20 protein-coding genes are annotated in these 21,324 nt (G+C 59.9%); 12 read left to right on the top strand and 8 right to left on the bottom strand.

From position 1 onward, the window contains the following. Positions 1 to 132: 132 nt before the first annotated feature. On the top strand, positions 133 to 399 hold the full coding sequence (locus HKK52_RS30170; protein WP_237150815.1) for a hypothetical protein: 267 nt from the start codon (positions 133 to 135) through the stop codon (positions 397 to 399). A 64-nt stretch (positions 400 to 463) separates the two neighbouring features. Here HKK52_RS30170 and HKK52_RS30165 read toward each other — a convergent pair whose 3' ends face one another. Continuing rightward, complete coding sequence (locus HKK52_RS30165) at positions 464 to 1,651, bottom strand: molybdopterin molybdotransferase MoeA (RefSeq protein ID WP_169374313.1); 1,188 nt, start codon at positions 1,649 to 1,651, stop codon at positions 464 to 466. Between the two features lie 22 nt (positions 1,652 to 1,673). Further along, positions 1,674 to 2,213, bottom strand: a complete 540-nt coding sequence (gene moaB / locus HKK52_RS30160; RefSeq protein ID WP_133838225.1) for a molybdenum cofactor biosynthesis protein B — start codon at positions 2,211 to 2,213, stop codon at positions 1,674 to 1,676. A gap of 81 nt (positions 2,214 to 2,294) precedes the next feature. Here moaB and mobA point away from each other — a divergent pair, with 81 nt between their 5' ends. After that, on the top strand, positions 2,295 to 2,897 hold the full coding sequence (mobA, locus tag HKK52_RS30155) for a molybdenum cofactor guanylyltransferase MobA (RefSeq protein WP_169373769.1): 603 nt from the start codon (positions 2,295 to 2,297) through the stop codon (positions 2,895 to 2,897). A gap of 76 nt (positions 2,898 to 2,973) precedes the next feature. Beyond that, positions 2,974 to 3,195 carry a YgdI/YgdR family lipoprotein gene (locus HKK52_RS30150; RefSeq protein WP_169373768.1) on the top strand — a complete coding sequence of 74 codons (222 nt, stop codon included), beginning with the start codon at positions 2,974 to 2,976 and terminating at the stop codon, positions 3,193 to 3,195. 80 nt (positions 3,196 to 3,275) lie between these two features. On the opposite strand, the gene HKK52_RS30145 is transcribed toward HKK52_RS30150, so the two are convergent. The 3 genes from HKK52_RS30145 to HKK52_RS30135 form a co-directional block, all read right to left on the bottom strand. After that, complete coding sequence (locus HKK52_RS30145; protein ID WP_169373767.1) at positions 3,276 to 4,166, bottom strand: pseudouridine synthase; 891 nt, start codon at positions 4,164 to 4,166, stop codon at positions 3,276 to 3,278. Positions 4,167 to 4,238: 72 nt separating this feature from the next. Further along, positions 4,239 to 4,559, bottom strand: a complete 321-nt coding sequence (locus tag HKK52_RS30140; RefSeq protein ID WP_149660152.1) for a transcriptional regulator — start codon at positions 4,557 to 4,559, stop codon at positions 4,239 to 4,241. Positions 4,560 to 4,691: 132 nt separating this feature from the next. Further along, on the bottom strand, positions 4,692 to 4,949 hold the full coding sequence (locus tag HKK52_RS30135) for a glutaredoxin family protein (RefSeq protein WP_169373766.1): 258 nt from the start codon (positions 4,947 to 4,949) through the stop codon (positions 4,692 to 4,694). 212 nt (positions 4,950 to 5,161) lie between these two features. On the opposite strand from HKK52_RS30135, the gene HKK52_RS30130 reads away from it, so the two are divergent. Then, positions 5,162 to 6,874: a cation:proton antiporter gene (locus tag HKK52_RS30130; protein WP_169373765.1), complete on the top strand. Its 1,713-nt coding sequence runs from the start codon at positions 5,162 to 5,164 to the stop codon at positions 6,872 to 6,874. On the opposite strand, the gene HKK52_RS30125 is transcribed toward HKK52_RS30130, so the two are convergent. Further along, the gene (locus HKK52_RS30125) at positions 6,871 to 8,079 is read right to left on the bottom strand and encodes an ammonium transporter (protein ID WP_169373764.1); all 1,209 of its coding nucleotides are present in this window, start codon (positions 8,077 to 8,079) and stop codon (positions 6,871 to 6,873) included. The genes HKK52_RS30130 and HKK52_RS30125 overlap by 4 nt on opposite strands. A gap of 306 nt (positions 8,080 to 8,385) precedes the next feature. Between HKK52_RS30125 and HKK52_RS30120 the strand changes: the two genes are divergently transcribed. The 8 genes from HKK52_RS30120 (at position 8,386) to HKK52_RS30085 (ending at position 19,890) form a co-directional block, all read left to right on the top strand. Continuing rightward, the gene (locus tag HKK52_RS30120; RefSeq protein ID WP_169373763.1) at positions 8,386 to 8,700 is read left to right on the top strand and encodes a DUF883 family protein; all 315 of its coding nucleotides are present in this window, start codon (positions 8,386 to 8,388) and stop codon (positions 8,698 to 8,700) included. Position 8,701: 1 nt separating this feature from the next. Beyond that, positions 8,702 to 9,091, top strand: coding sequence for a phage holin family protein (locus tag HKK52_RS30115; protein ID WP_133838234.1), 390 nt, complete (start codon positions 8,702 to 8,704; stop codon positions 9,089 to 9,091). Next, positions 9,088 to 9,429, top strand: a complete 342-nt coding sequence (locus HKK52_RS30110) for a hypothetical protein (RefSeq protein ID WP_149660148.1) — start codon at positions 9,088 to 9,090, stop codon at positions 9,427 to 9,429. The genes HKK52_RS30115 and HKK52_RS30110 overlap by 4 nt, the downstream gene beginning before the upstream one ends. Positions 9,430 to 9,554: 125 nt before the next feature. Then, the gene (locus HKK52_RS30105) at positions 9,555 to 10,718 is read left to right on the top strand and encodes an EAL domain-containing protein (RefSeq protein ID WP_169373762.1); all 1,164 of its coding nucleotides are present in this window, start codon (positions 9,555 to 9,557) and stop codon (positions 10,716 to 10,718) included. A 68-nt stretch (positions 10,719 to 10,786) separates the two neighbouring features. Continuing rightward, the gene (locus tag HKK52_RS30100) at positions 10,787 to 12,118 is read left to right on the top strand and encodes a deoxyguanosinetriphosphate triphosphohydrolase (protein WP_169373761.1); all 1,332 of its coding nucleotides are present in this window, start codon (positions 10,787 to 10,789) and stop codon (positions 12,116 to 12,118) included. 494 nt (positions 12,119 to 12,612) lie between these two features. Continuing rightward, a complete protein-coding gene (locus tag HKK52_RS30095; protein ID WP_169374312.1) occupies positions 12,613 to 13,239 on the top strand; it encodes a response regulator transcription factor in 627 nt (208 codons plus the stop codon). Between the two features lie 8 nt (positions 13,240 to 13,247). Beyond that, complete coding sequence (locus HKK52_RS30090) at positions 13,248 to 16,892, top strand: transporter substrate-binding domain-containing protein (RefSeq protein WP_169373760.1); 3,645 nt, start codon at positions 13,248 to 13,250, stop codon at positions 16,890 to 16,892. 49 nt (positions 16,893 to 16,941) lie between these two features. After that, positions 16,942 to 19,890, top strand: a complete 2,949-nt coding sequence (locus HKK52_RS30085; RefSeq protein WP_169373759.1) for an HD domain-containing phosphohydrolase — start codon at positions 16,942 to 16,944, stop codon at positions 19,888 to 19,890. Here the strand turns inward: HKK52_RS30085 and HKK52_RS30080 are convergent, their stop codons facing one another. Together HKK52_RS30080 and HKK52_RS30075 are read right to left on the bottom strand one after the other, a co-directional pair. Further along, positions 19,891 to 20,373, bottom strand: a complete 483-nt coding sequence (locus HKK52_RS30080; protein ID WP_169373758.1) for a GAF domain-containing protein — start codon at positions 20,371 to 20,373, stop codon at positions 19,891 to 19,893. Then, positions 20,370 to 21,260: an ATP-binding protein gene (locus tag HKK52_RS30075; protein WP_169373757.1), complete on the bottom strand. Its 891-nt coding sequence runs from the start codon at positions 21,258 to 21,260 to the stop codon at positions 20,370 to 20,372. The genes HKK52_RS30080 and HKK52_RS30075 overlap by 4 nt, the downstream gene beginning before the upstream one ends. Between the last annotated feature and the right edge of the window lie 64 nt (positions 21,261 to 21,324).

The raw sequence follows: 21,324 nt of genomic DNA, 5'->3' as shown, positions 1-21,324 counted from the left end.
GCGTCCTACAGAGCGGTACTTTTTCTTACAAAACATGAGGAATCGGCTCAATTGACCGAACCAAGTGATTGGTACACCTTGGCGGCCTGTGGTCTCAATCATCAACTACAAACACACAAGGATGTGCACGCAATGAATGCAAACGCCCTAAGGGCTCATCAAGCCGAGTTCAAACACGGTGCAAAAACCGGTGGAGAAGTGGATTTGGAACCTCGCGTCGTCGAACTGGAAACTCACCTCAAATACATCCGCCGGGACATGGACGAAGTGCGTGGCGACGTCAAATCCATCAAGCACCGACTGGCCTACTCTGCCGGTGCATTCGGCGTGATCCTGGGACTTCTGGGGTGGATCGCCAACAGCCGGTTCGAACAGGTCGTGACACTTCTGTCTCATTAACCGGCAGGGGTAGAGGCAGGCCCGGCTCGATCAACCGGGCTTGCAGGGCAGTCGATGACAGGTATCAGCTCAAGACTTCACTCAAGGGAATGAAGTTGACGAAATCGCCCTCGACCAGGGTGCGGCCTTCCAGCACTTCCACAAGGCCTTCGGCCCACGCGGCGCTGCGCAGTACGCCAGAACTCTGATTCCGGTAAGTGGTTGCCCGACCCTGTTCGAGACGCCCGCGCAGGTACTCGCGTCGATTGCCAGCCTTTGGCCAGACAAACCCTGCCGGCACCTGGAATTTCAACGGCTCGACGTCTTCGACACCTTGACGCCGCAGCAGATAAGGCCGGGCCAGCAACGCGAAGGTCACCAGCGTCGAGGCCGGGTTACCCGGCAAACCGATCACCGGCACGCCCCGGAAATGCCCGAATGTCAGCGGCTTGCCGGGCTTGATGGCGAGCTTCCACAGGGTCAGCTCACCCTCCTCACGCAAGGCGATGCCAAGGAAGTCGGCTTCGCCCACCGAGACACCGCCAGTAGAGAGAATCAGGTCGACATCGGTCAGTTCACCCAAGCGAGCGCGAGTCACCGCCAGGTCATCCACCAGGATGCCGGCGTCGATCACTTCACACCCCAAGCGTTGCAACCAACTGCACAGCAACACACGGTTACTGTTGTAGATCTGCCCAGGCCCCAGGGCCTGCCCGGGTTCGATCAGTTCATCGCCGGTGGATAGCACCGCTACACGCACCTTGCGCACAACCTCCAGCTCGGCACATCCCAGGGATGCCGCCAGGCCCTGCTCGATGGGCCCCAGGCGCGTGCCCGCCGTCAGGACCAACTCGCCGACCGTGGTTTCCTGGCCTTGCGGCCGAATGTTCTGGCCGGGGGTCATGGTTTCGGTGAACACCACACGCTCGTCCACCTGGACTTCGGCGTTCTCCTGCATCTGGACACAATCGGCGCCTTCGGGCACCGGCGCCCCCGTGAAGATGCGTGCGCAGGTTCCCGGCTGCAAGGGTTGTGGCGCCTGGCCAGCGAAAATCTTCTGGCTGACCACCAACGGTTCACCGGTCCAGTCGGCCACGCGCAAGGCATAGCCGTCCATGGCACTGTTGGGCCAGGGCGGCAAATCGAGTGTCGAGACCAGATCCTCCGCCAGCACGCGCCCCTGAACCTGCGCCAACGGCAAACGCTCACGTTCACGAATCGGCGCCGCTTCGGCCATTTCCAGCAAACGTGCCAGCGCCACCTCGACAGGCATCAAGCTGCCGGTCTTGCCGGGCTTACCCGCGGGATTCACAGGGTGCCGCCTGTTTCAGATGAGGGACGAAATTGCACGGACGGTGCCGCGAATCCAGCTGCTCGGCAAGAATGCCATCCCATCCGGTACGCACAGCGTTGGTCGAACCCGGCAAGCAGCACACTAGCGTGCCGTTGGCCAAACCGGCGAGTGCGCGGGACTGCACGGTCGAGGTGCCGATGTCGGCCACGGAAATCTGCCGGAACAGCTCGCCAAATCCGTCGACCTGCTTATCCAGAAGGCAACTCACGGCTTCCGGCGTGCTGTCGCGGCCGGTGAACCCGGTGCCACCGGTGATCAACACCACCTGAACTACGTCGTCGGCAATCCAGGTGGCGACTTGCGCGCGAATTTTGTAGAGGTCATCTTTAAGCAGCACCCGCGCCGCCAGGTTATGCCCGGCAGCGCCCAGGCGGTCGACAAAGACCTGGCCGGAGGTGTCGGTTTCCAGGGTCCGGGTATCACTGACAGTCAGCACCGCGATGTTGAGCGGAGCGAAAGGTACATCAGCCTTGGCTTTCATAGGCTCGTCCAGTTGTAGGGGAAACAGCCCGGTGTTATATCACAGCGCCTCATTTTTTCGCCGCCCCCATGGAGAGCTGCCATGACTTCCAATACATCGTTGCCCCCCTGTTCAATTCTGCTCCTGGCGGGTGGGCGCGGCCAGCGCATGGGCGGCCAGGACAAGGGACTGATCGAGTGGCATGGCGAACCGCTGATTGCGCATCTGCATCGCAAGACCCGCGCGCTGAGCGATGACCTGATCATCTCCTGCAACAGAAACCAGGAAACCTACGCGCCTTATGCCGACCAATTGGTGGTTGATGATCACGCCGGTTTCCCCGGCCCCCTGGCCGGTATCCGTGCCGGCCTGAAGGCCGCCCGCCATTCCCATCTGCTGGTCCTGCCCTGCGATGTGCCGCGCATCGACGACGCCCTGTTGCAAGGCATGCGCGAGACCGCCGCACAGCATCCGGAAAAACCGTTGATGCTGCGCCACGGCGATCATTGGGAACCGCTGCTATGCGTTATCCCCGTGGCTCTTTCGGAGGCGTTCGAAAATGCCTGGAACGAGGGTGAACGCAGTCCGGGCCGAATCATGCGGAAACTGGGCGCCACCGCCCTGCAATGCCCCGATAATGACCCTCGATTGGCCAACCTGAACACACCGGAACTGTTAAGTGCACACAACAGTGTGTCAGACTGACACGAGAAGGAACTTGCACGCGTTGCATACGTCTACAAGCTCAGTAACCAAAAGAATTCATATCGGAGACACACTCATGACTCAACGGACCCTCGCCACTTTCATGCTCGCACTGGGCCTCGCCACCCTCGCCGGTTGCTCATCGCCAACAGTGATCACCTTGAATGACGGTCGTGAAATCCAGGCCGTCGACCAGCCTAAATACGATGAAGAGTCGGGTTTCTACGAGTTCGAACAGCTGGACGGCAAGCACACCCGCGTGAACAAGGATCAGGTGCGTACCGTTAAGGATCTGTAATCCTCGCGGCTATAACCGGATACAGAAAAGCCCGCTATCAAGCGGGCTTTTTCATGGCTGGAGAAAAGTGCGGTGAGCGATCACCACTGCAAGGTGATGGTGCTCTCGAAGCTACGCTCCTGACCGGTAACCGGGTCAACAAAACGCAGCCCCTGGGCCAGCAGTTTCAACGGGTTGGCGTAGTCATCCTCGACATCCTTGAGCACCTGCGGATAGAACGGATCATTGCAGATACTGGCGCCCAACGCCGTCATGTGCACCCGCAACTGGTGCTTCTTGCCGGTCACCGGGTAGAGCCCGTAACGCCAGAGCTCGCCGTTTTTCTCCCTGACTTCGACCGCTGTCTCGGTGTTGCTGGTGCCCGGCCCTTCCTGCATGCGAAAGAACGGTTCGCCATCCACCAATCGGCTTTTATGCACAAGCGGAAAGGACAACTCAGGCAATGCCCGGGCAATGGCCTCGTAGCGCTTCTCGATCTGCCGCGTCGGAAACAGCGACTGATACGCCGAACGCGTCTGGGGATTGGCTGAAAACAGCACCAGCCCCGCCGTATGCCGGTCGATGCGATGCAAAGGCACCAGATGCGGGTTATCCAACCGGCGGATCAGCCGCCGCAGCAGGGTTTGCTCCACGTATTCGCCAGCGGGCGTCACCGGCAGAAAGTGCGGTTTGTCGGCGACCACCAGGTGTTCGTCGGCGTAAAGGATCGTCTCGATCACCGGGATCGGTTTTTCGTCCGGCACCTCGCGAAAATAGTGTATCCGCAGGCCTTCCTTGTACGGCAGGCCAACGGTAATCGGCTGCCCTTGGCCATCAAGGACCCGACCACGGGCGATCCGGTCCAGCCATTGCTCACGACCGATCGCGCGAAAATGTTCGCACAGGCAATCGAGTACGGTCTGCCACGAGCCAGGCGGCAGGTAGAGCGTGCTGGCCTGGCTGTGTGCAGCGGAAAACGATGAAGTGGACATACGAAAAACTCTAACCCTCAATGCAGGGCGGCATTATCCAGCAGTGACCGGAACGAACCTAGCGCAGAATCCTCACGCCGGTATCGACTGTGCCCGCGCAGCCGCCTCGGTGAACTCCTTGAGCCAGCGCAACACATCCACCGCTTCCCAGCGGCCGGGATCGTAAAGCGCATACATCAAGCCCTGATAACCCACGACATCCAGTTGCCGGTGATAACCCGCGCGCTGGAACAAGGCTTCGATTTCGGCGAAGCAGGTGTTGAAATGCAGCTTGTTGAAGGGGGTCTTGCCTTCGGTGACCAGGCCATCCAGACGCAGCTCGATCACCGCCTCGCGCACCACGTCGATCGACATCCGGTTCACGCTGTTCTTCAATTGTTCGACATTGACCACGGTTCATCCCTCTGACTAGCGGGATCACCTGGCCAAATCCGGAATAGGAGGATGCAAGGCAGGCAATCCGAATAACTGTATGAACATACAGTAACCGAATAACCTGTTTTTCGCCAATGGATGAACATGTCACTACGATAAGTGGGAATTCTCTAAATCCAAGAACCTGACGACCTGAGCGGCGTCGAAGGGCCAATCGAGTTCAGCCCCGGTATCCATGCGTCGCAGTACCGGGATACGCAGGCCGTAGTCTTCGACCCAATCCTCGTTTTCCGCAATATCCACCAACTCCACCAACAGACCGTGCTCGACCAAGGGCATCAGTTCTTCTTCGGCCACTTCACAGAGATGGCAACCCAGGGTGCCGAACAGCTGACATTCAGGAGGCATGACAAACAGACCCGATAAAGTAAGGGTTCATTCTAGGCCCACAAAAGCCGTCGGGCCAATGAGCGCAGGCATGGGGACGCCCCGCCAGTCGATTTCAAAAAGTTTCGGCAATTTCCTGATGCATATCATTTCCCCTGAATGCCGTTTACGCGATGCTCTGGCCTTTTTTGCCTCTACGCTTGGGTTGCCCGAACCCGTCACCGGAGTTTTTAGTGTTTGCCAATCTGCTGATCATCCTCGCCTCCTCCCTGGTGGTCATTGCCCTGTTCCGGCGCCTGCGCTTGCCGCCGGTGCTGGGTTACCTCTGCGTGGGGCTGATGGTCGGGCCCACGGCGCTCGATTGGGTGAACGAAAGTGACGAACTCCCGGACCTCGCCGAGTTGGGCGTGGTATTCCTGTTGTTCTCCCTGGGGCTGGAGTTTTCCCTGTCGAAAATGCTCGCGCTGCGCCGGGTGGTGTTCGGACTTGGCAGCCTGCAAGTGTTGATTTCCGGGATGCTGCTGGGGATCTTGCTGATGCTGTTCGGCATGTCGGTCACCCCGGCCTTGTTGCTCGGGGCCGGTCTGGCGTTGTCGTCCACGGCCATCGTCAGCAAGGAGCTGGGCAGCCTGGGGGAGATTTTCAGCAGCCACGGCCAGAATGCCATCGGCGTATTGCTGTTCCAGGACGTGGTCGCAGTGTTGCTGCTGACCCTGGTGCCGGTGTTCGCCGGCAGCAGCGATCAAGCCTGGTATTGGGCGCTGCCCCTGACACTGGCCAAGACCCTGCTGCTGTTTGTCGGCCTGCTGCTGGCCAGTCGCTGGTTACTGCCCCGGCTGTTCCACGAAGTTGCCGCGTCCCGCTCCGCAGAACTGTTCGTGCTGCTGGCGTTGGTGATTGTCCTGCTGACCGCCTGGCTCACCCATCTGCTCGGCCTCTCCCCTGCTCTCGGTGCCTTCCTCGCCGGCATGCTGCTGGGGGAAAGCCATTACCGGCATCAGATCGAGGCCGATATCCGTCCGTTCCGCGACATCCTGCTCGGGTTGTTTTTCGTCAGTATCGGCATGCTGATCGACTTGCAGCTGTTTGCCAGACACGGTTTGCTCATCCTCGGCCTGACCCTCGGGCTGTTGCTGATCAAGGGCAGCGTGGTGGCCCTGCTGGTCAAATGGCGCGGCAGTGATGGCGAGACAGCCTGGCGCAGCGGCCTGGCATTGGCTCAAGGCGGCGAGTTCTGCTTTGCCCTGATGGCGCAGATGCAGCAGAACAAGATGATGCCCGCCGACCTCGGTGGCCTGCTGCTGGCGGCGACCTTCTGCTCGATGCTGGTTACGCCGTTGTTGCTGCGCGCCGCGCCGCGTATCGCCGCCAGCCTGCACCGCAAGCCCAACGAAGAAGCGAAACTCGAAGAAATCAGCGCACTCAACGCCGGCCTGCATGGCCATGTGGTGATTTGCGGTTACGGTCGCGTGGGGCAATCCATCGCACGGTTCCTGCACAACGCGCAACAAACCTACATCGCCCTGGACAATGACCCGGTGCGAGTCCAGGAGGCTGCGGCCGGCGAAAGCAGCGTGCATTACGGCGACTCACGGCGCGGCGAGTTGCTGGCCGCGGTGGGGCTGGAACGCGCCCGGTTGCTGGTGATCGCGGTGGACCAGACCGATATCGCGCTGCTGATCCTCAAGGAAGCGCGCCGATTCAACCCGAGCGTGCCGATCCTGGTGCGCACCCGGGACGACAGTCAGTGGGCCGAACTGAAAGCGGCCGGCGCCAATGAAGTGGTGCCGGAGTTGCTGGAGTCGAGCCTGATGCTCGCCTCCCATGCGCTGATCATGCTCGGTTTGCCCGCGCATCAGGTCCAGGAACGGGTGGACCAAGTCCGGCATGACCGCTATAGCCTGCTGCACCGGTTTTACCCCGGTGCTGAAGATGAGGAGAACTAGTCCTGGCTCACGGCGCCGATCTTGTGCACCGACAAATCCGCGCCGTAATACTCTTCTTCCTGGCTCAGGCGTAAACCATGGAATGCCTTGATCGTGCCATACACCGCAAAGCCACCGGCCAGCGCCACGATCACGCCCAGCGAAGTGCCAATCAACTGGCTGATCAGACTTACACCACCCAGACCACCCAAAGCCGTCTGACCAAAAATGCCGCAAGCGATCCCGCCCCAGACACCGCACAGACCATGCAACGGCCACACGCCCAGCACATCATCGATGTGCCATTTGCCCTGGGCCGCGGTAAAGCACCAGACGAACAACACCCCGGCGATTGCACCGGTCAGCAGCGCGCCCACCGGGTGCATCAGATCGGAACCGGCGCAGATCGCCACCAGCCCGGCCAGCGGGCCGTTATGCAGGAAGCCCGGGTCATTGCGCCCGACGATCAACGCCGCCACGGTGCCGCCGACCATGGCCATCAACGAGTTCACCGCCACCAGGCCGCTGACGCCTTGCAACGTCTGCGCGCTCATGACGTTGAAGCCGAACCAGCCGACAATCAGAATCCACGAGCCCAGGGCCAGGAACGGAATGCTCGACGGCGCGAACGCCACCAGTCGACCGTCGCGATAACGTCCGTTGCGTGGCCCGAGCAACAGCACCGCCGCCAGCGCCAGCCAACCGCCCATGGCGTGGACCACCACCGAGCCGGCAAAGTCATGGAAACTGGCGCCGAAATGCTCAAGCAACCAGGCTTGCAAACCGAAGTTGCCGTTCCAGATCATGCCCTCGAAAAACGGATAGATGAACGCCACGATCAATGCGGTCGCGCACAACTGCGGGACGAAGCGCGCACGCTCGGCTATGCCGCCGGAAATGATCGCCGGGATCGCCGCGGCAAAGGTCAGCAGAAAGAAAAACTTCACCAGCGCGTAACCGTGATCGGCATTGATCACTGCCGCCGGTTGCATGAAAGTGACGCCGTAGGAAATCCAATAGCCTATAAAGAAATAGGCCAGGGTCGAAATGGCGAAGTCGCTGAGGATCTTCGACAAGGCATTGACCTGATTCTTTTGTCGAACCGTACCGACTTCCAGAAACGCGAACCCGGCGTGCATGGCCAGCACCATGACTGCACCGATCAAAATGAACAACGTATTGGAGCTATGGACCAGACTGTCCACAGCGCTTTGCAGATTTTCCATGGGGTTGGCAGACCTGAAGGCTAAAAAAGCACCAAAGCAGTTCGCGCAGGCAATCCATGCACCAAGTTGCGACCTATGGGAACCAACGCATTGATTCCAATGAACCGCTTTGGCGCACAAGGTCACGACCTTTGCGCGGGTTTTGATTATTTGAGTTATGGTTTTGCTCAAATCATGCCCAGCAACAGCGCAACGGCGCAGGCTGACGCACCATGTCATAGCAAAAGTTGTACCAGTCATTTGTACTGAACCTTCGCCCAAGGCTCATACTCGAACGCATCAGAAGCCACTTACGGAGATCCACCCATGGCCAGCATCAAGGCAAAGACTGCTCAAGAAATCCTGATGAACGATTTTCAAACCCTGGTCAGCGACACCGAACGGTTGCTGGAACACACCAAGTCCATCGCCGGCGATCAGGCCGATGAATTGCGCGAACAGATCCACGACAGCCTGCTGCGTGCCCGGGAGACCTTGAAATTGACTGAAGACTCTCTGCGCCAGCGCGGCCAGGCAGCGGTCACCGCCACCGAAGATTATGTGCAGGCCAACCCATGGCAGTCAGTCGGGATCGCTGCTGGCGTGGGCTTCCTGATTGGCCTGCTGGCCACGCGGCGCTGATATGTCTATCGGCGAATCCGGCCCGTCCGCGACGGGCACAAGCGCTTCCTCGCGGCGGCTGGGTGCGGCATTTCTAGGGTTGCTGCACAGCCATGTCGAACTGTTCGGCATTGAATTGCAGGAACAGAAAGCCCGCACCGTCAGCCTGTTGCTGTTTGCAGGCCTGGCGCTGGTGTTTGCCTTGCTGTTGCTGGTGGGGTTGTCGACGCTGGTGTTGATTCTGTTTTGGGACACCTATCGCCTGGCCGCGATCATCGGGCTTTGCGTGTTCTACACCCTGGCTGCGATTTTTTGCGGGATGCGGCTCAAAGCGGCCGTGTTCGATGAGTCCTCGCCCTTCCACGGTACGCTGGAAGAATTGGCCAACGACCGGGAGCGCCTGCTGCCATGAGCCTGCCTCAATTGCCTCACAACAGTTCGCGCACGGAAATGCGCAAGGCGCTGATCCGCCTGCGCATGGAAATGCACCGCCAGGAAATCCGCCAGGAATCCCGGCAACTGCTGCAACCTTTGCAGCGGGTGCGCGGGATGACGCAAAACCTGCAAGATGGTTTCGGCATCAAGCACGCTCCGCTCTGGGGCATGGCCGCTGTGACCCTGCTGGGTTTTCTGACCGGCAAGGGTGCGAAGAGCGGCGGCGTCAGCAGCGTGACCCGCCTGGTTCAACTGGGCACCAGCCTCGGGCCGCTGATCAAACTGGTGATGCAGGGTTCCTCGCGTAAACCCTGATCACCCCTTATCTGGCTGCATTCTTGCAATACCACCGGGATGAACCTCTTTATCGAGGGGTTCAATCCTGCGTGCCTACCTGGCGCCGGGTCTATCCAAAAACAAGACCTTACTAAGGAGGCCTCGTGATCGACGGGCAACCGCTCGCCTGCTTTCAGCCGTTCATCGATACCGCTACTGGGCGTATCGCCGGCGTCGAGGCCCTGGGTCGACTGCGCCAGGCCGATGGTCAACTGACCTCGGTGGGACCACTGTTCGCCGACCCACGAACCCCCGCCATCGCCTTGCGTCGCCTTGATCGGCAAATCCGCGATAACGCTCTGAGCCGTTTGCATGAGGCCCCAGCGGAATGGTTTCTGAGCCTGAACATGTCGCCGCGCTGGATCAGCCGCTTGCGCCCGGATCAGGCGTTGCCGAGCCTCAAGCAATTGGCCAGGCATGGGGTCGATCCGCAACGCATTGTCTTCGAGATCACCGAACTCGGTGGCGACAGCCAACGCCTGGCTGATGTGGTGGCGCGCTATCGCCAGGCCGGCGCCCGGATCGCCATCGATGACTTCGGCGCCGGGTATTCGCAACTCGATCGCGTGCTGGCCTTGCAACCGGACATTCTCAAGCTCGACATGCGTCTGTTCCAGGCGGCCGCACTGGGCGGGCCGAGCAGCGAAGTGGTCAAGGCCCTGGCGCTGATGGCCGAGAAAACCGGGTGCTGGATCATCGCCGAAGGGGTGGAAACAGAAGCACAGCTGGATTTCGCCCTGGAGTGCGGTTCGCGCTATGTGCAGGGTTTTCTGTTCGCCCGGGCGCAAAGCGATTTCTTTGCCACCGACGCCTTCGTCGCGCAGTTCGCGCAACTGCGCCAACGCTACGTTCAGCGCAAACTGATTGAACGCGGGCAACTGATGGTCATGCGCCGGCAACTCACCGAACTGATGGCGATCCTGCAGAACTGGGCGCAGACCCGCGCGCCCCTCAGCGCCTTGCCGCATCTGGACGCTTTTCCCTGGCTGTTGCGCTTCTACCAATGCGACCGCCACGGCACGCAACTGACGCCTAACCTCGAATGGCGCAACAACCGCTGGGAGGCCGACAACCGTTACCTGGGCCACAACTGGTCATGGAGGCCGTACTTCTATCACCTGCTGGCCGAGGGTTGGGATGAACGCCGGCTGACCCTTTCCAATACTTACCGCGATGCCACCAGCAACCAGTATTGCCTCACCGCCGGACAGTTTTTCGATAACGGCGAGCGCCTGCTGCTCATCGATATCGACGCTGCCGGGCTCTAGTTGTGCTTGCAGGCACTGATGCGAGACTGGACACTGGGCCATCAGTCCCTTGACGGAGAGAACCAGCCTTGGATTGGCAAACCCTGCTTACTCGCGAACGCCTCGGAAAGCCTGTGCACAGCCCGGAAGAACTCGGCCGCAGCCCTTTTCACAAAGACCACGACCGCATCATTTTTTCCGGTGCGTTTCGCCGCCTGGGGCGCAAGACCCAGGTCCATCCGGTGTCCAGTAACGATCATATCCACACGCGCCTGACCCACTCGCTGGAAGTCAGTTGTGTTGGCCGCTCCCTGGGCATGCGCGTCGGCGAAACCATCCGCAGCGCCCTGCCCGACTGGTGCGAACCGAGCGACCTGGGGATGGTGGTGCAATCAGCCTGCCTGGCCCATGACATCGGCAATCCGCCGTTCGGTCACTCCGGCGAAGACGCGATCCGGCATTGGTTCCTGCAAGCCGCCGGGCGTGGCTGGCTGGATGGCATGAGCGAGGTCGAACGCAACGACTTCCTCAACTTCGAAGGTAATGCCCAAGGCTTTCGCGTATTGACGCAACTGGAATATCACCAGTTCGATGGCGGTACGCGGCTGACTTACGCCACCCTCGGCACTTATCTGAAATACCCGTGGACCGCCAAGCACGCCGACTCCCTGGGCTACAAGAAGCACAAGTTCGGCTGCTATCAGAGCGAATTGCCGCTGCTGGAACAGATCGCCCACAAACTCGGCTTGCCGCAATTGGAAGACCAGCGTTGGGCGCGCCACCCGTTGGTGTACCTGATGGAGGCCGCCGATGACATCTGCTACGCGTTGATCGATCTTGAAGACGGCCTGGAGATGGACCTGCTGGAATACGCCGAAGTCGAGTCCCTGCTGCTGGACCTGGTGGGCGACGACATTCCGGAGACCTATCGCCTGCTCGGCCCGCAGGATTCGCGCCGACGCAAACTGGCGATCCTGCGCGGCAAGGCCATCGAACACCTGACCAACGCCGCCGCCCGCGCCTTCGTCGAGCAACAGGACGCGTTGCTGGCCGGCACGTTGCCCGGCGATCTGGTGGAACACATGCACGGTCCGGCCAAGCGCTGCGTGCTGAATGCAAAAGACATGGCGCGCAAAAAGATCTTCCAGGACAAGCGCAAGACGCTGCATGAAATCGGCGCCTACACCACGCTGGAAATCCTCCTCAACGCCTTCTGCGGCGCGGCGCTGGAACAGCACAACGGGCGCACGCCGTCCTTCAAGAGCCGCCGGGTACTGGACCTGTTGGGTAACAACGCGCCCGATCCCCACGGCCCGTTGCATACCTCGTTTCTGCGCATGATTGATTTCATCGCTGGCATGACCGACAGCTATGCCAGTGAGATGGCCCAGGAAATGACTGGCCGCTCAATCCACGGATAACAACCTCAGAATCAGCCGTGTCAGACGCTTCTGACCGGCTGATTGAAGGTGTCCGGCCTTCAACGCCATTTCAACACCCGCACAATCCCCTGCGAGGAGCGCGGAGCAGCCTGACATCGACTGAACTGAACGACCTTGAACGGCAAGCCAGCCAACATCGATCGCCGTTGCCGGGATGCTTGACCAAGCCGATGAAACAATCCGACTTTAGAAAACTGTTGACCTCGGCCGTCACATAAAAACGAGCGAACTCCCGACACTTATCATGCGCAATCAACTACCACGTATTACTTACGCAGTAAGCCGCACCCTTTTCTGATTACACAATCAGAACTTTCACATTCCTTATGCAAAACCCAGTTGATACGTAGCCCCATTCTTTTTCATTTGTAGGAAAAGTCCTATATTGCCACTACAGCCCCGTCCGTTCATGTGCCCTCTCAATTAACTGAGCTAAGGTGCGCGCTTTATTCGCGCACGTATGGGACTTGATTATGAACTCCGTTTTTATTGTCGACGATCACCCCGTTATCCGCCTTGCGGTGCGGATGTTGCTGGAGCATGAGGGTTATAAAGTCGTGGGCGAAACCGATAATGGAGTCGATGCCATGCAGATGGTTCGTGAATGCATGCCCGACTTGATCATTCTCGACATCAGCATTCCAAAGCTGGATGGACTGGAAGTTCTCTCCCGTTTCAATGCAATGAGCACACCCTTGAAAACATTGGTGCTGACAGAGCAATGCCCGACATTGTTCGGCATTCGCTGCATGCAATCCGGCGCCTCGGGGTATGTATGCAAACAGGAAGACCTCAGTGAATTGATGAGCGCCATCAAGGCCGTACTATCAGGTTACAACTACTTCCCGAGCCAGGCCTTGAACCCCGTGCGCCCGGATGATGCGCGTTACGCCGAACTGGAACTGTTCAAGTCCGTCAACGACAGGGAACTGATGGTCTTGCAACTATTTGCTCAAGGACGCACCAACAAGGAAATCGCCAAAGGCATGTTCCTGAGCAACAAGACGGTCAGCACTTACAAGAAACGCCTCATGCAAAAACTCAAGGCCAAATCCCTGGTAGCGCTCATCGAGATGGCAAAACGTAACGCGTTAGTGTGAGAGACAGGATGCCCAGTCGCATAAAGGACTATCTAATAACATTAAGTGCAGGCTTATGTCTGAGCACCTCAGTGAGCGCAGCATCGACCACCGTCGAGAACTACGCCCTGCTCAGTCGCTCAACCGGTGGACACCTGGAAGTCCAACTGGATAAACCACAACGTCAATGGGCACAGAACAAGCGCGAACTGATCCTGGGCACATCCGCCCCGGACTATCCCCCTTTCGACCTGACAGTCAGCGGCCGTGACTATGAGGGTTTCACCGCTGATTACGCCGGGATTCTCGGGCAGGCCACGGGATTGCCGGTCAAGGTCCAGCGCTACGCTTCACGCCAGGCCGCCATCAAGGCGCTGCAACAGGGAGAGATCGACCTGCTCGGTACCGCCAATGGCTTCGAAGCCCAAAACCCCGACATCCTGCTGTCTGCGCCTTATGCCGTGGATCAGCCGGTGCTGGTGACACGCGAGGGCGAAACCCGATCGCTGACCGATGGCCTCGCCGGGATGCGACTGAGCATGGTGTATCACTACTTGCCGCTGGAGGAAGTGAAGGCGCTGTACCCGAATGCGCTCGTCATCGACTACCCGTCCTACCAGAATGCAATCAATGCGGTGGCCTTCGACCAGGCGGACGTCTTCCTCGGAGACACCATTTCAACCCACTACATGATCAACAAGGGATACCTGAACAACGTCCGCATGGCCAACTTCGGTAAACACGAAGCTCATGGTTTCAGCTTTGCAGTGCGCAAAGACAATCCGCAACTGCTGCAGATCGTCAACGCCATCCTCACGGCCATCCCCTCCAGCGAACGGGACAACATCGCCAAACGCTGGAGTGCCGGCAGCGACATCCTGCTGACGGATCACAAACTGCAACTGACTGACCGCGAGCAGCGTTGGCTGGCGCAACACCCGGTGGTGCGCGTGGTGGTCAACGAAGCGTTTGCACCCCTGACGTTTTTCGACAGCGACGGCAATTTTCGCGGCGTCACCGCCGACCTCCTGGAGCTGATCCGACTGCGTACCGGTTTGCGCTTCGAGGTCCAGCGCAGCCGCGGCGATGATCAAATGATCGCGCGAATCAAAGACAATCAGGCGGACTTGATTGCCGCGCTGCTCCCCAGCGCCCAACGCCAGGCCCAGTTGAATTTCAGTCGGCCCTATCTGGAAAACTCCTTTGTGCTGCTGACGCGCAAATCCGCCGACAGCGCGACCAACCTTTCGCAACTGCAAGACAAGCGCCTGGCCATCGCCCAGGGCAATCCGCTGGTGGACTACTTGCGCCGCGAATTTCCACGGGTTCACCTGATTGAAACGCCGGACACCTTTCACGCCGTGGAACTGCTCGCCGAGGGTCAGGTAGAAGGCGCCGTCAATTCACTGGTCATCGCCAACTACTTTATTTCGTCGCACATCTTCGAACACAAACTGCAGATCAGCACCACCATCGGCACCCGGCAAGCGGCGTTCTCCCTGGCCACGGCCCGTGGCGCCACGGAGCTGAGTTCGATCATCGACAAAGCGCTGTTGAGCATTGCCCCGGAAGAGCTGGGCGTGATCAACAGCCGCTGGCGTGGCTACTCGGCAGCGTCGGAAAAAACCTGGAACAACTTTCACCGGGTGTTCTATCAGATCGTTGCCGCTGCCAGTTTTCTGCTGCTGATTTCCATGGCCTGGAATGCCTGGATGCGGCGCCAGATCAACCAACGCAAAGCGGCCGAGCGAGCGCTGAACGATCAGTTCGAGTTCATGCGCTCGCTGGTCAACGGCACGCCTCACCCGATTTATGTGCGTGACCGCCAGGGGCTGCTGCAAAGCTGTAACGACAGTTATCTGGAGGTTTTCCAGGCGAAACGCGAAGACGTGATCGGCAAAAGCGTCATGCAGGGCAAGATGAGCAATGCCTTCGAAGCCCGGGAGTATCAGGCTGATTATCAACGGGTCGTGAACGAAGGCACACCGTTGATCCTCGATCGCCCGCTGCACATCGGTGGCCGGCGGCTGACGATCTATCACTGGATTCTCCCCTACCGTGATTCGAGCGGTGAAGTACAAGGCATCATCGGCGGCTGGGTCGATATCAGCGAACGACGACAACTGTTCGACAAACTGCGGGCCGCCAAGGAGCAGGCCGATGAAGCCAACCGGGCCAAGAGTACCTTCCTGGCGACCATGAGCCACGAAATCCGCACGCCGATGAACGCGGTGATCGGCATGCTGGAACTGACCCTCAAGCGCATGGACCAAGGGCGCCAGGATCGCTCCGCGATCGAAACCGCGTACAGCTCGGCGAAAGACTTGCTGGCCCTGATCGGCGACATTCTCGACATTGCCCGGATCGAATCCGGGCGCCTGAGCCTGAGCCCCGAGCGGGTCAATCCGGGAGAAATCGTCGCCTCGGTCATGCGGATTTTCGACGGGCTGGCCCGGCAAAAAAATCTTCGCCTGGCATTGGCCTTCAATCCACCGCACCCGCCTGTCGATGTGCTGCTCGACCCGTTGCGCTTCAAGCAGGTGCTGTCCAACCTGCTCAGCAATGCCATCAAGTTTACGCAACAGGGTGAAGTCCGGATTACCGTCGACCTGCTGCCAGGTGATGAACCCGAGCGAACGCGGCTGCAAGTGCAAGTCCAGGACAGCGGAGTCGGCATCAGCGAAAAGGATCAGCAGCGCCTGTTCGAGCCCTTTGCCCAGGTCGAAAACACCGGACAATTGGCCAGGGGCGGCGCGGGGCTTGGCCTGGTGATCAGTCGCAGTCTGTGCGAAATGATGGGCGGCAGCCTGCAACTGAGCAGCCAGCCCGGGGTGGGCACCCTGGTCAGCATTTCACTGTACCTGCCGACGCTGCCACCGGAGCCGGCAAAGGACCGGGTCGAGCCCGTCATCCTCACCGGCGGCGCGTCCTTGAGCGTGCTGGTGGTCGACGATCATCCCGCCAATCGCCTGCTCATGTGCCAACAGCTGGAATACCTGGGGCATCGCTTTACCGGTGCCGATGATGGCCGTGCGGGACTGGAAGCCTGGCAGCGCGAGCCATTCGATCTGGTGGTGGTCGATTGCAACATGCCGATCATGAATGGTTACGACCTGGCCTGCACCATCCGCCAGCAGGAACAGCTGGAACAACGCTCCCCCTGCACCATCCTCGGCTTTACCGCCAATGCCCAGCCCGAAGAAATCCAGCGCTGCAAGCAAGCCGGGATGAACGATTGTCTGTTCAAACCCCTCAGCCTGACGGCGTTGAGCCAATGGGTCGAAGGCATCAGGCCGGCAGTCCGCGAGCAGGTGTTCAATCTGGAAGGGCTGGACATGTTGACCGGCGGCAATCCGGAAATGGCCCGACGCCTGCTGGCCGAACTGCTGAGCAGCAACCGCCTGGATCGCCAGGAGCTGCTGGGCTTATCCGGGCTTGAGAACCGCCAGGCATTGATCGACGTCGCGCATAAAATCAAAGGGGCGGCCCGCATCGCCCAGGCTTACCGATTGATTGAGTGTTGCCAGGCCCTTGAACAAGCCTGCCATGACGCAGCGCCCGCGGATGACATCGCCCTCTGCATAAAAACCATGAACCAGGTCATGCTCGAACTGGAGCAGGCATTCCTGCATCAGATTGACCGCAACGACAACGGCAAAAGGGTGGCACCTTAACTATGCTTGGACGCTGAGCAGTGCGTTTACCACTATGGAGAGCCCCGTAATGCCCAGCCCACTGCGCCCGGATCAGCGCCGGTTTCCCCTGCATGTGCATATCAGCGTCATGTTCACCTTCCTGTTACTGCTGACCGGTGTGGTGCTGGGCATTTTCAACTACAGGCAGACCACGCAGATCATACTTTCGAGCAGTGAAAAGCTCTTCAACCGCATCGAGCAGGATGTACGCCTGGACCTGCAGGCCACCTATGAACCGATTCGCCATCTGCTGAGCCTGCTGGCCGAGACGCCAGCGACCCAGGCCCCGAACCTTGAGCAACGACTGGCGCTGCTCAAGCCGTTCAGCCAATCGCTCAAGGACAACCCCAACCTGGCCTCGTTGTACCTGGGCTACGCCAATGGCGACTTTTTCATGGTCCGCCCGCTGCGCACCGAGGCGTTGAAGGCGCAGCTCAAAGCCCCCGACACGGCGGCCTATCAGGTATGGAGCATCGAGCACCCTGCCAGCGGCAATCCAGTCGCCTCGCAATCCTTGTTCTACGACCAGGCCCTGAACCTCATCAGCCGCCAGGACACGCCCGACGAAACCTATGACCCGCGAACCCGCGCCTGGTTTACCAACGCTCGCGCGCAGGCTGACCAGATCACCACCGAGCCCTACGTTTTTTTCTCCACCCATAACGTCGGCACCACCCTGGCCCGACGCAGCGGCGACGGTGCGGTGATGGGCGCCGACCTGACCCTGGCCGAGCTGTCCGCAACCCTGGCCAAACACGTGGTGACCCCGAGCACCGAGATCGTGCTGTTCGATGCCGAAGGCAATGCCATTGCCTACCCGGACAGTGACAAACTGATCATCGACGACCAAACCGCCCGCCTGAGCAAAGTCGCCGACCTGAGTCCGGCCCTCGGCACCCTGCTCGCCAGCCCATCGGCAGGCAATCGGCTGGACGTCGCCGGCCGGCAGTGGATCGTCGCCCGCAGCCACATGCAGGAAGGTGGCCCGCAGGGTTTGCAAATGGCACTGCTGGTGCCCGAGGATGAATTGCTCGTCGATGCCTACCGCATGCGCTGGCAAGGAGCGTTGATTACCCTGGCCACGTTGCTGCTGTGCCTGCCGATGGGCTGGCTGACATCGCGGATCCTGGTCAAACCGCTGCATGCGCTGGTGAAGGAAGCCGATGCCATTCGCAGTTTCGATTTCAACTTTCCCGTCAGCCGCCGTTCGCCGGTATTGGAAGTCGATCAATTGAGCCTGTCGATGGCGCGGATGAAGGACACCCTCGGCAGTTTTTTCCAGATCACCGACAGCTTGTGCGCCGAAACCCGCTTCGCGCCGTTGCTGCAACGGGTACTCTTTGAAACGGTGAAAATCGCCCAGGCCCAGGCCGGCCTGATCTACCTGCGCGAAGGTGACGGCGAGCGCATCGAACCCCACGGGTTGGTCCTCAACGGTGAGTCCCAGCCGTTGCCGTCATTCGCCATTCAAGGCCACGAACTGCAGAACCCGCAGAGCCCGGCGTGGTTGCTACAACTGGCGAATGCCGACAACGTGGTTGCCAACCTGGGCTACGAACAAGCGGGGGATTTGCAGAAAGTCTTGCTCGCCATGCAGAGCCCGCGGGTGCACCTGATCGGCATTCGCCTGCGCAACCGGCATAACGAAACCGTCGGCCTGCTGATTCTGCTGCTGGCCGACAGCGGCAACCAAAGCGACCTGGAAAAACTCCGGCCGGATCGCATCGCCTTCCTGCAAGCGGTGTCCGGCGCGGCGGCGGTGAGTATCGAAAGCCAGCGTCTGCAAGCCAAGCAAAAACAGCTGCTCGATGCCTTCATTCAACTGCTGGCCGGCGCGATCGACGCCAAGAGCCCCTACACCGGCGGCCATTGCCAGCGCGTACCGGCGCTGACCCTGATGCTGGCCCAGGCGGCTGCGGCCAGTCAGGCACCGGCGTTCAGCGGCTACCATCCCACCGAAGATGAATGGGAAGCCTTGCACATCGCAGCCTGGCTCCACGATTGCGGCAAGGTCACCACGCCCGAATATGTGGTCGACAAGGCCACCAAGCTGGAAACCCTGAACGATCGCATCCACGAAATTCGCACCCGTTTCGAAGTGCTCAAACGCGATGCCTGGATCAACTACTGGCAGGCCATCGCCCTGGGTGGCGATGAACATCACCTGGCCGAATTGCGCAACGCCAACCTCGCAGGTCTGGACGATGACTTCGCCTTTATCGCCCGCTGTAATCTGGGCGGCGAGGCGATGGCTGAGGCCGACCTCCAGCGCCTGAACCTGATCGCTCAGCGGACCTGGACCCGAACCCTGGATGATCGATTGGGGGTTTCCTGGGAAGAGAACCGTCGCCAGGCCCGTACGCCGGCACCGACGTTGCCGGTCAGTGAACCGTTGCTGGCGGACAAACCCGAACATTTGCTGGAGCGCGCCGAAGGCGAACTGATCCCGCAAGACAATCCCTGGGGCTTCAAACTCGATGTGCCGCAGCACAAATACAATCGCGGCGAGCTCTATAACCTGAGCATTGCCCGTGGCACCCTGACCCGCGAAGAGCGCTACATCATCAATCACCACATGGTGCAGACGATCCTGATGCTCAGCCACCTGCCCTTCCCCGGCCACCTCAACAACGTCGCGGAAATCGCCGGCGGCCACCACGAAAAAATGGACGGCACCGGTTATCCCAAGCAGTTGAAGCGCGAAGACATGAGCCTGCCGGCGCGGATGATGGCGATTGCCGATATTTTTGAGGCACTGACCGCGGCCGATCGCCCCTACAAGAAAGCCAAGTCCTTGAGCGAAGCGCTGGGCATCATGGCGACGATGTGCCGTGACGCCCATATCGACCCTGAGTTGTTCGGGCTGTTTATCAACGAACAGATTTACCGGCAGTACGCCGAGCAGTTCCTCGACCCGAAACAGATCGACGCGGTGGACCCGGCAAGCCTGCTGGTCAAGGCAGGCTTGCGGGCGTGATCAGCAATCGGTCAGGCGCAGGAAAATCGCGGCCAGTCGTTCGATACCGGCCTGGTCGTCGGTGGTGAAACGCGCGAGTTTCGGGCTGTCCAGATCCAGCACGCCGATCAGTCGGTCATCCTTGACCAGTGGCACCACCAACTCGCTGTTCGAGGCGCTGTCGCAGGCGATATGCCCGGGGAACGCATGCACATCCTCGACCAACTGGGTTTGCAAGGTGGCGGCTGCCGCCCCGCACACCCCGCGGCCGAACGGAATTCGCACACAGGCGATCTGGCCCTGGAACGGACCCAGCACCAGTTCTTCGTTGCGATTGAGGTAGAAACCGGCCCAGTTCAGGTCATCGAGCTGGTTGAACAGAAACGCGGAAAATTGCGCGGCGTTGGCGATGAAATCCCGCTCGTCCGCCAGCAAGGATTCCAGTTGCGCCCACAGCATCCCGTAGCCTTCGAGGCCCTGGCCGCTTTGTTTCAAATCGATCATGCCTTGTGCTCCAACAGCTTTAACCCGACCCAATAACGCGCAAATTGATAGGCGCAACGGCCATTGCGATTGCCCCGGCCTGTGGCCCAACGGACGGCGAGAATGTCGAGTTCCTCGTCGCGCTGCCAGGCCAGGCCGGCCTTGTCGGCCAGTTGCCCGATCCAGTGTTCGACGACATTAAGGAAGTGTTCTTGAGTGAACGGATAAAACGACAGCCACAGCCCGAATCGATCCGACAATGCGATCTTGTCTTCCACCGCCTCGCTGGGATGCAGTTCGCCGTCCACGCGTTTCCAGTTTTCGTTATCGCTTTCCTTTTCCGGCACCAGGTGGCGACGGTTGGAGGTGGCGTACAGCAGCACGTTGTCCGGCGCCTGTTCGAGGGAGCCGTCGAGCACGCTTTTCAGCACGCGATAATCACCTTCGCCGGATTCGAACGACAGGTCATCGCAGAACAGCACGAAACGCTGGGGCAGCTTGGCGATTTGCTCGACGATACGCGGCAAGTCCGCCAAGTGATCGCGTTCGATCTCGATCAGGCGCAAACCGGCTTCGTGATGCTCGGCCAGCAAGGCGCGAACCAGCGACGATTTACCAGTGCCGCGCGAGCCCCAGAGCAACGCGTGGTTGGCCGGCATGCCGTCGATGAATTGTTGGGTATTGCGCCCCAACTGTTCCACTTGGCGATCAACACCGATCAGGTCGGTCAAACGGGTGTCGAGGCTGACTTGCAGCGGCAACAGAAAACCACTGCGGCCCTCACGCTGCCAGCGTGCGGCCAGGCAATGCACCCAGTCGATGGTTTGCCGAGGGGCCGGCAGCAAGGGTTCGATACGGGCCAGAACGGCATCGGCGCGTTCAAGAAAAGCATTCAATCGGGAATCCACGTCTTCTCCTCGGGCACGTTTCACAGTAATGATGGTGATACGGCAACTTACACTAACCGGCCCC

Source organism: Pseudomonas sp. ADAK2 (assembly GCF_012935755.1).
Lineage (GTDB): Bacteria > Pseudomonadota > Gammaproteobacteria > Pseudomonadales > Pseudomonadaceae > Aquipseudomonas.
The sequence above is the reverse complement of the archived record's forward strand: the minus strand, read 5'-3'. Positions and strand labels throughout refer to the sequence as shown.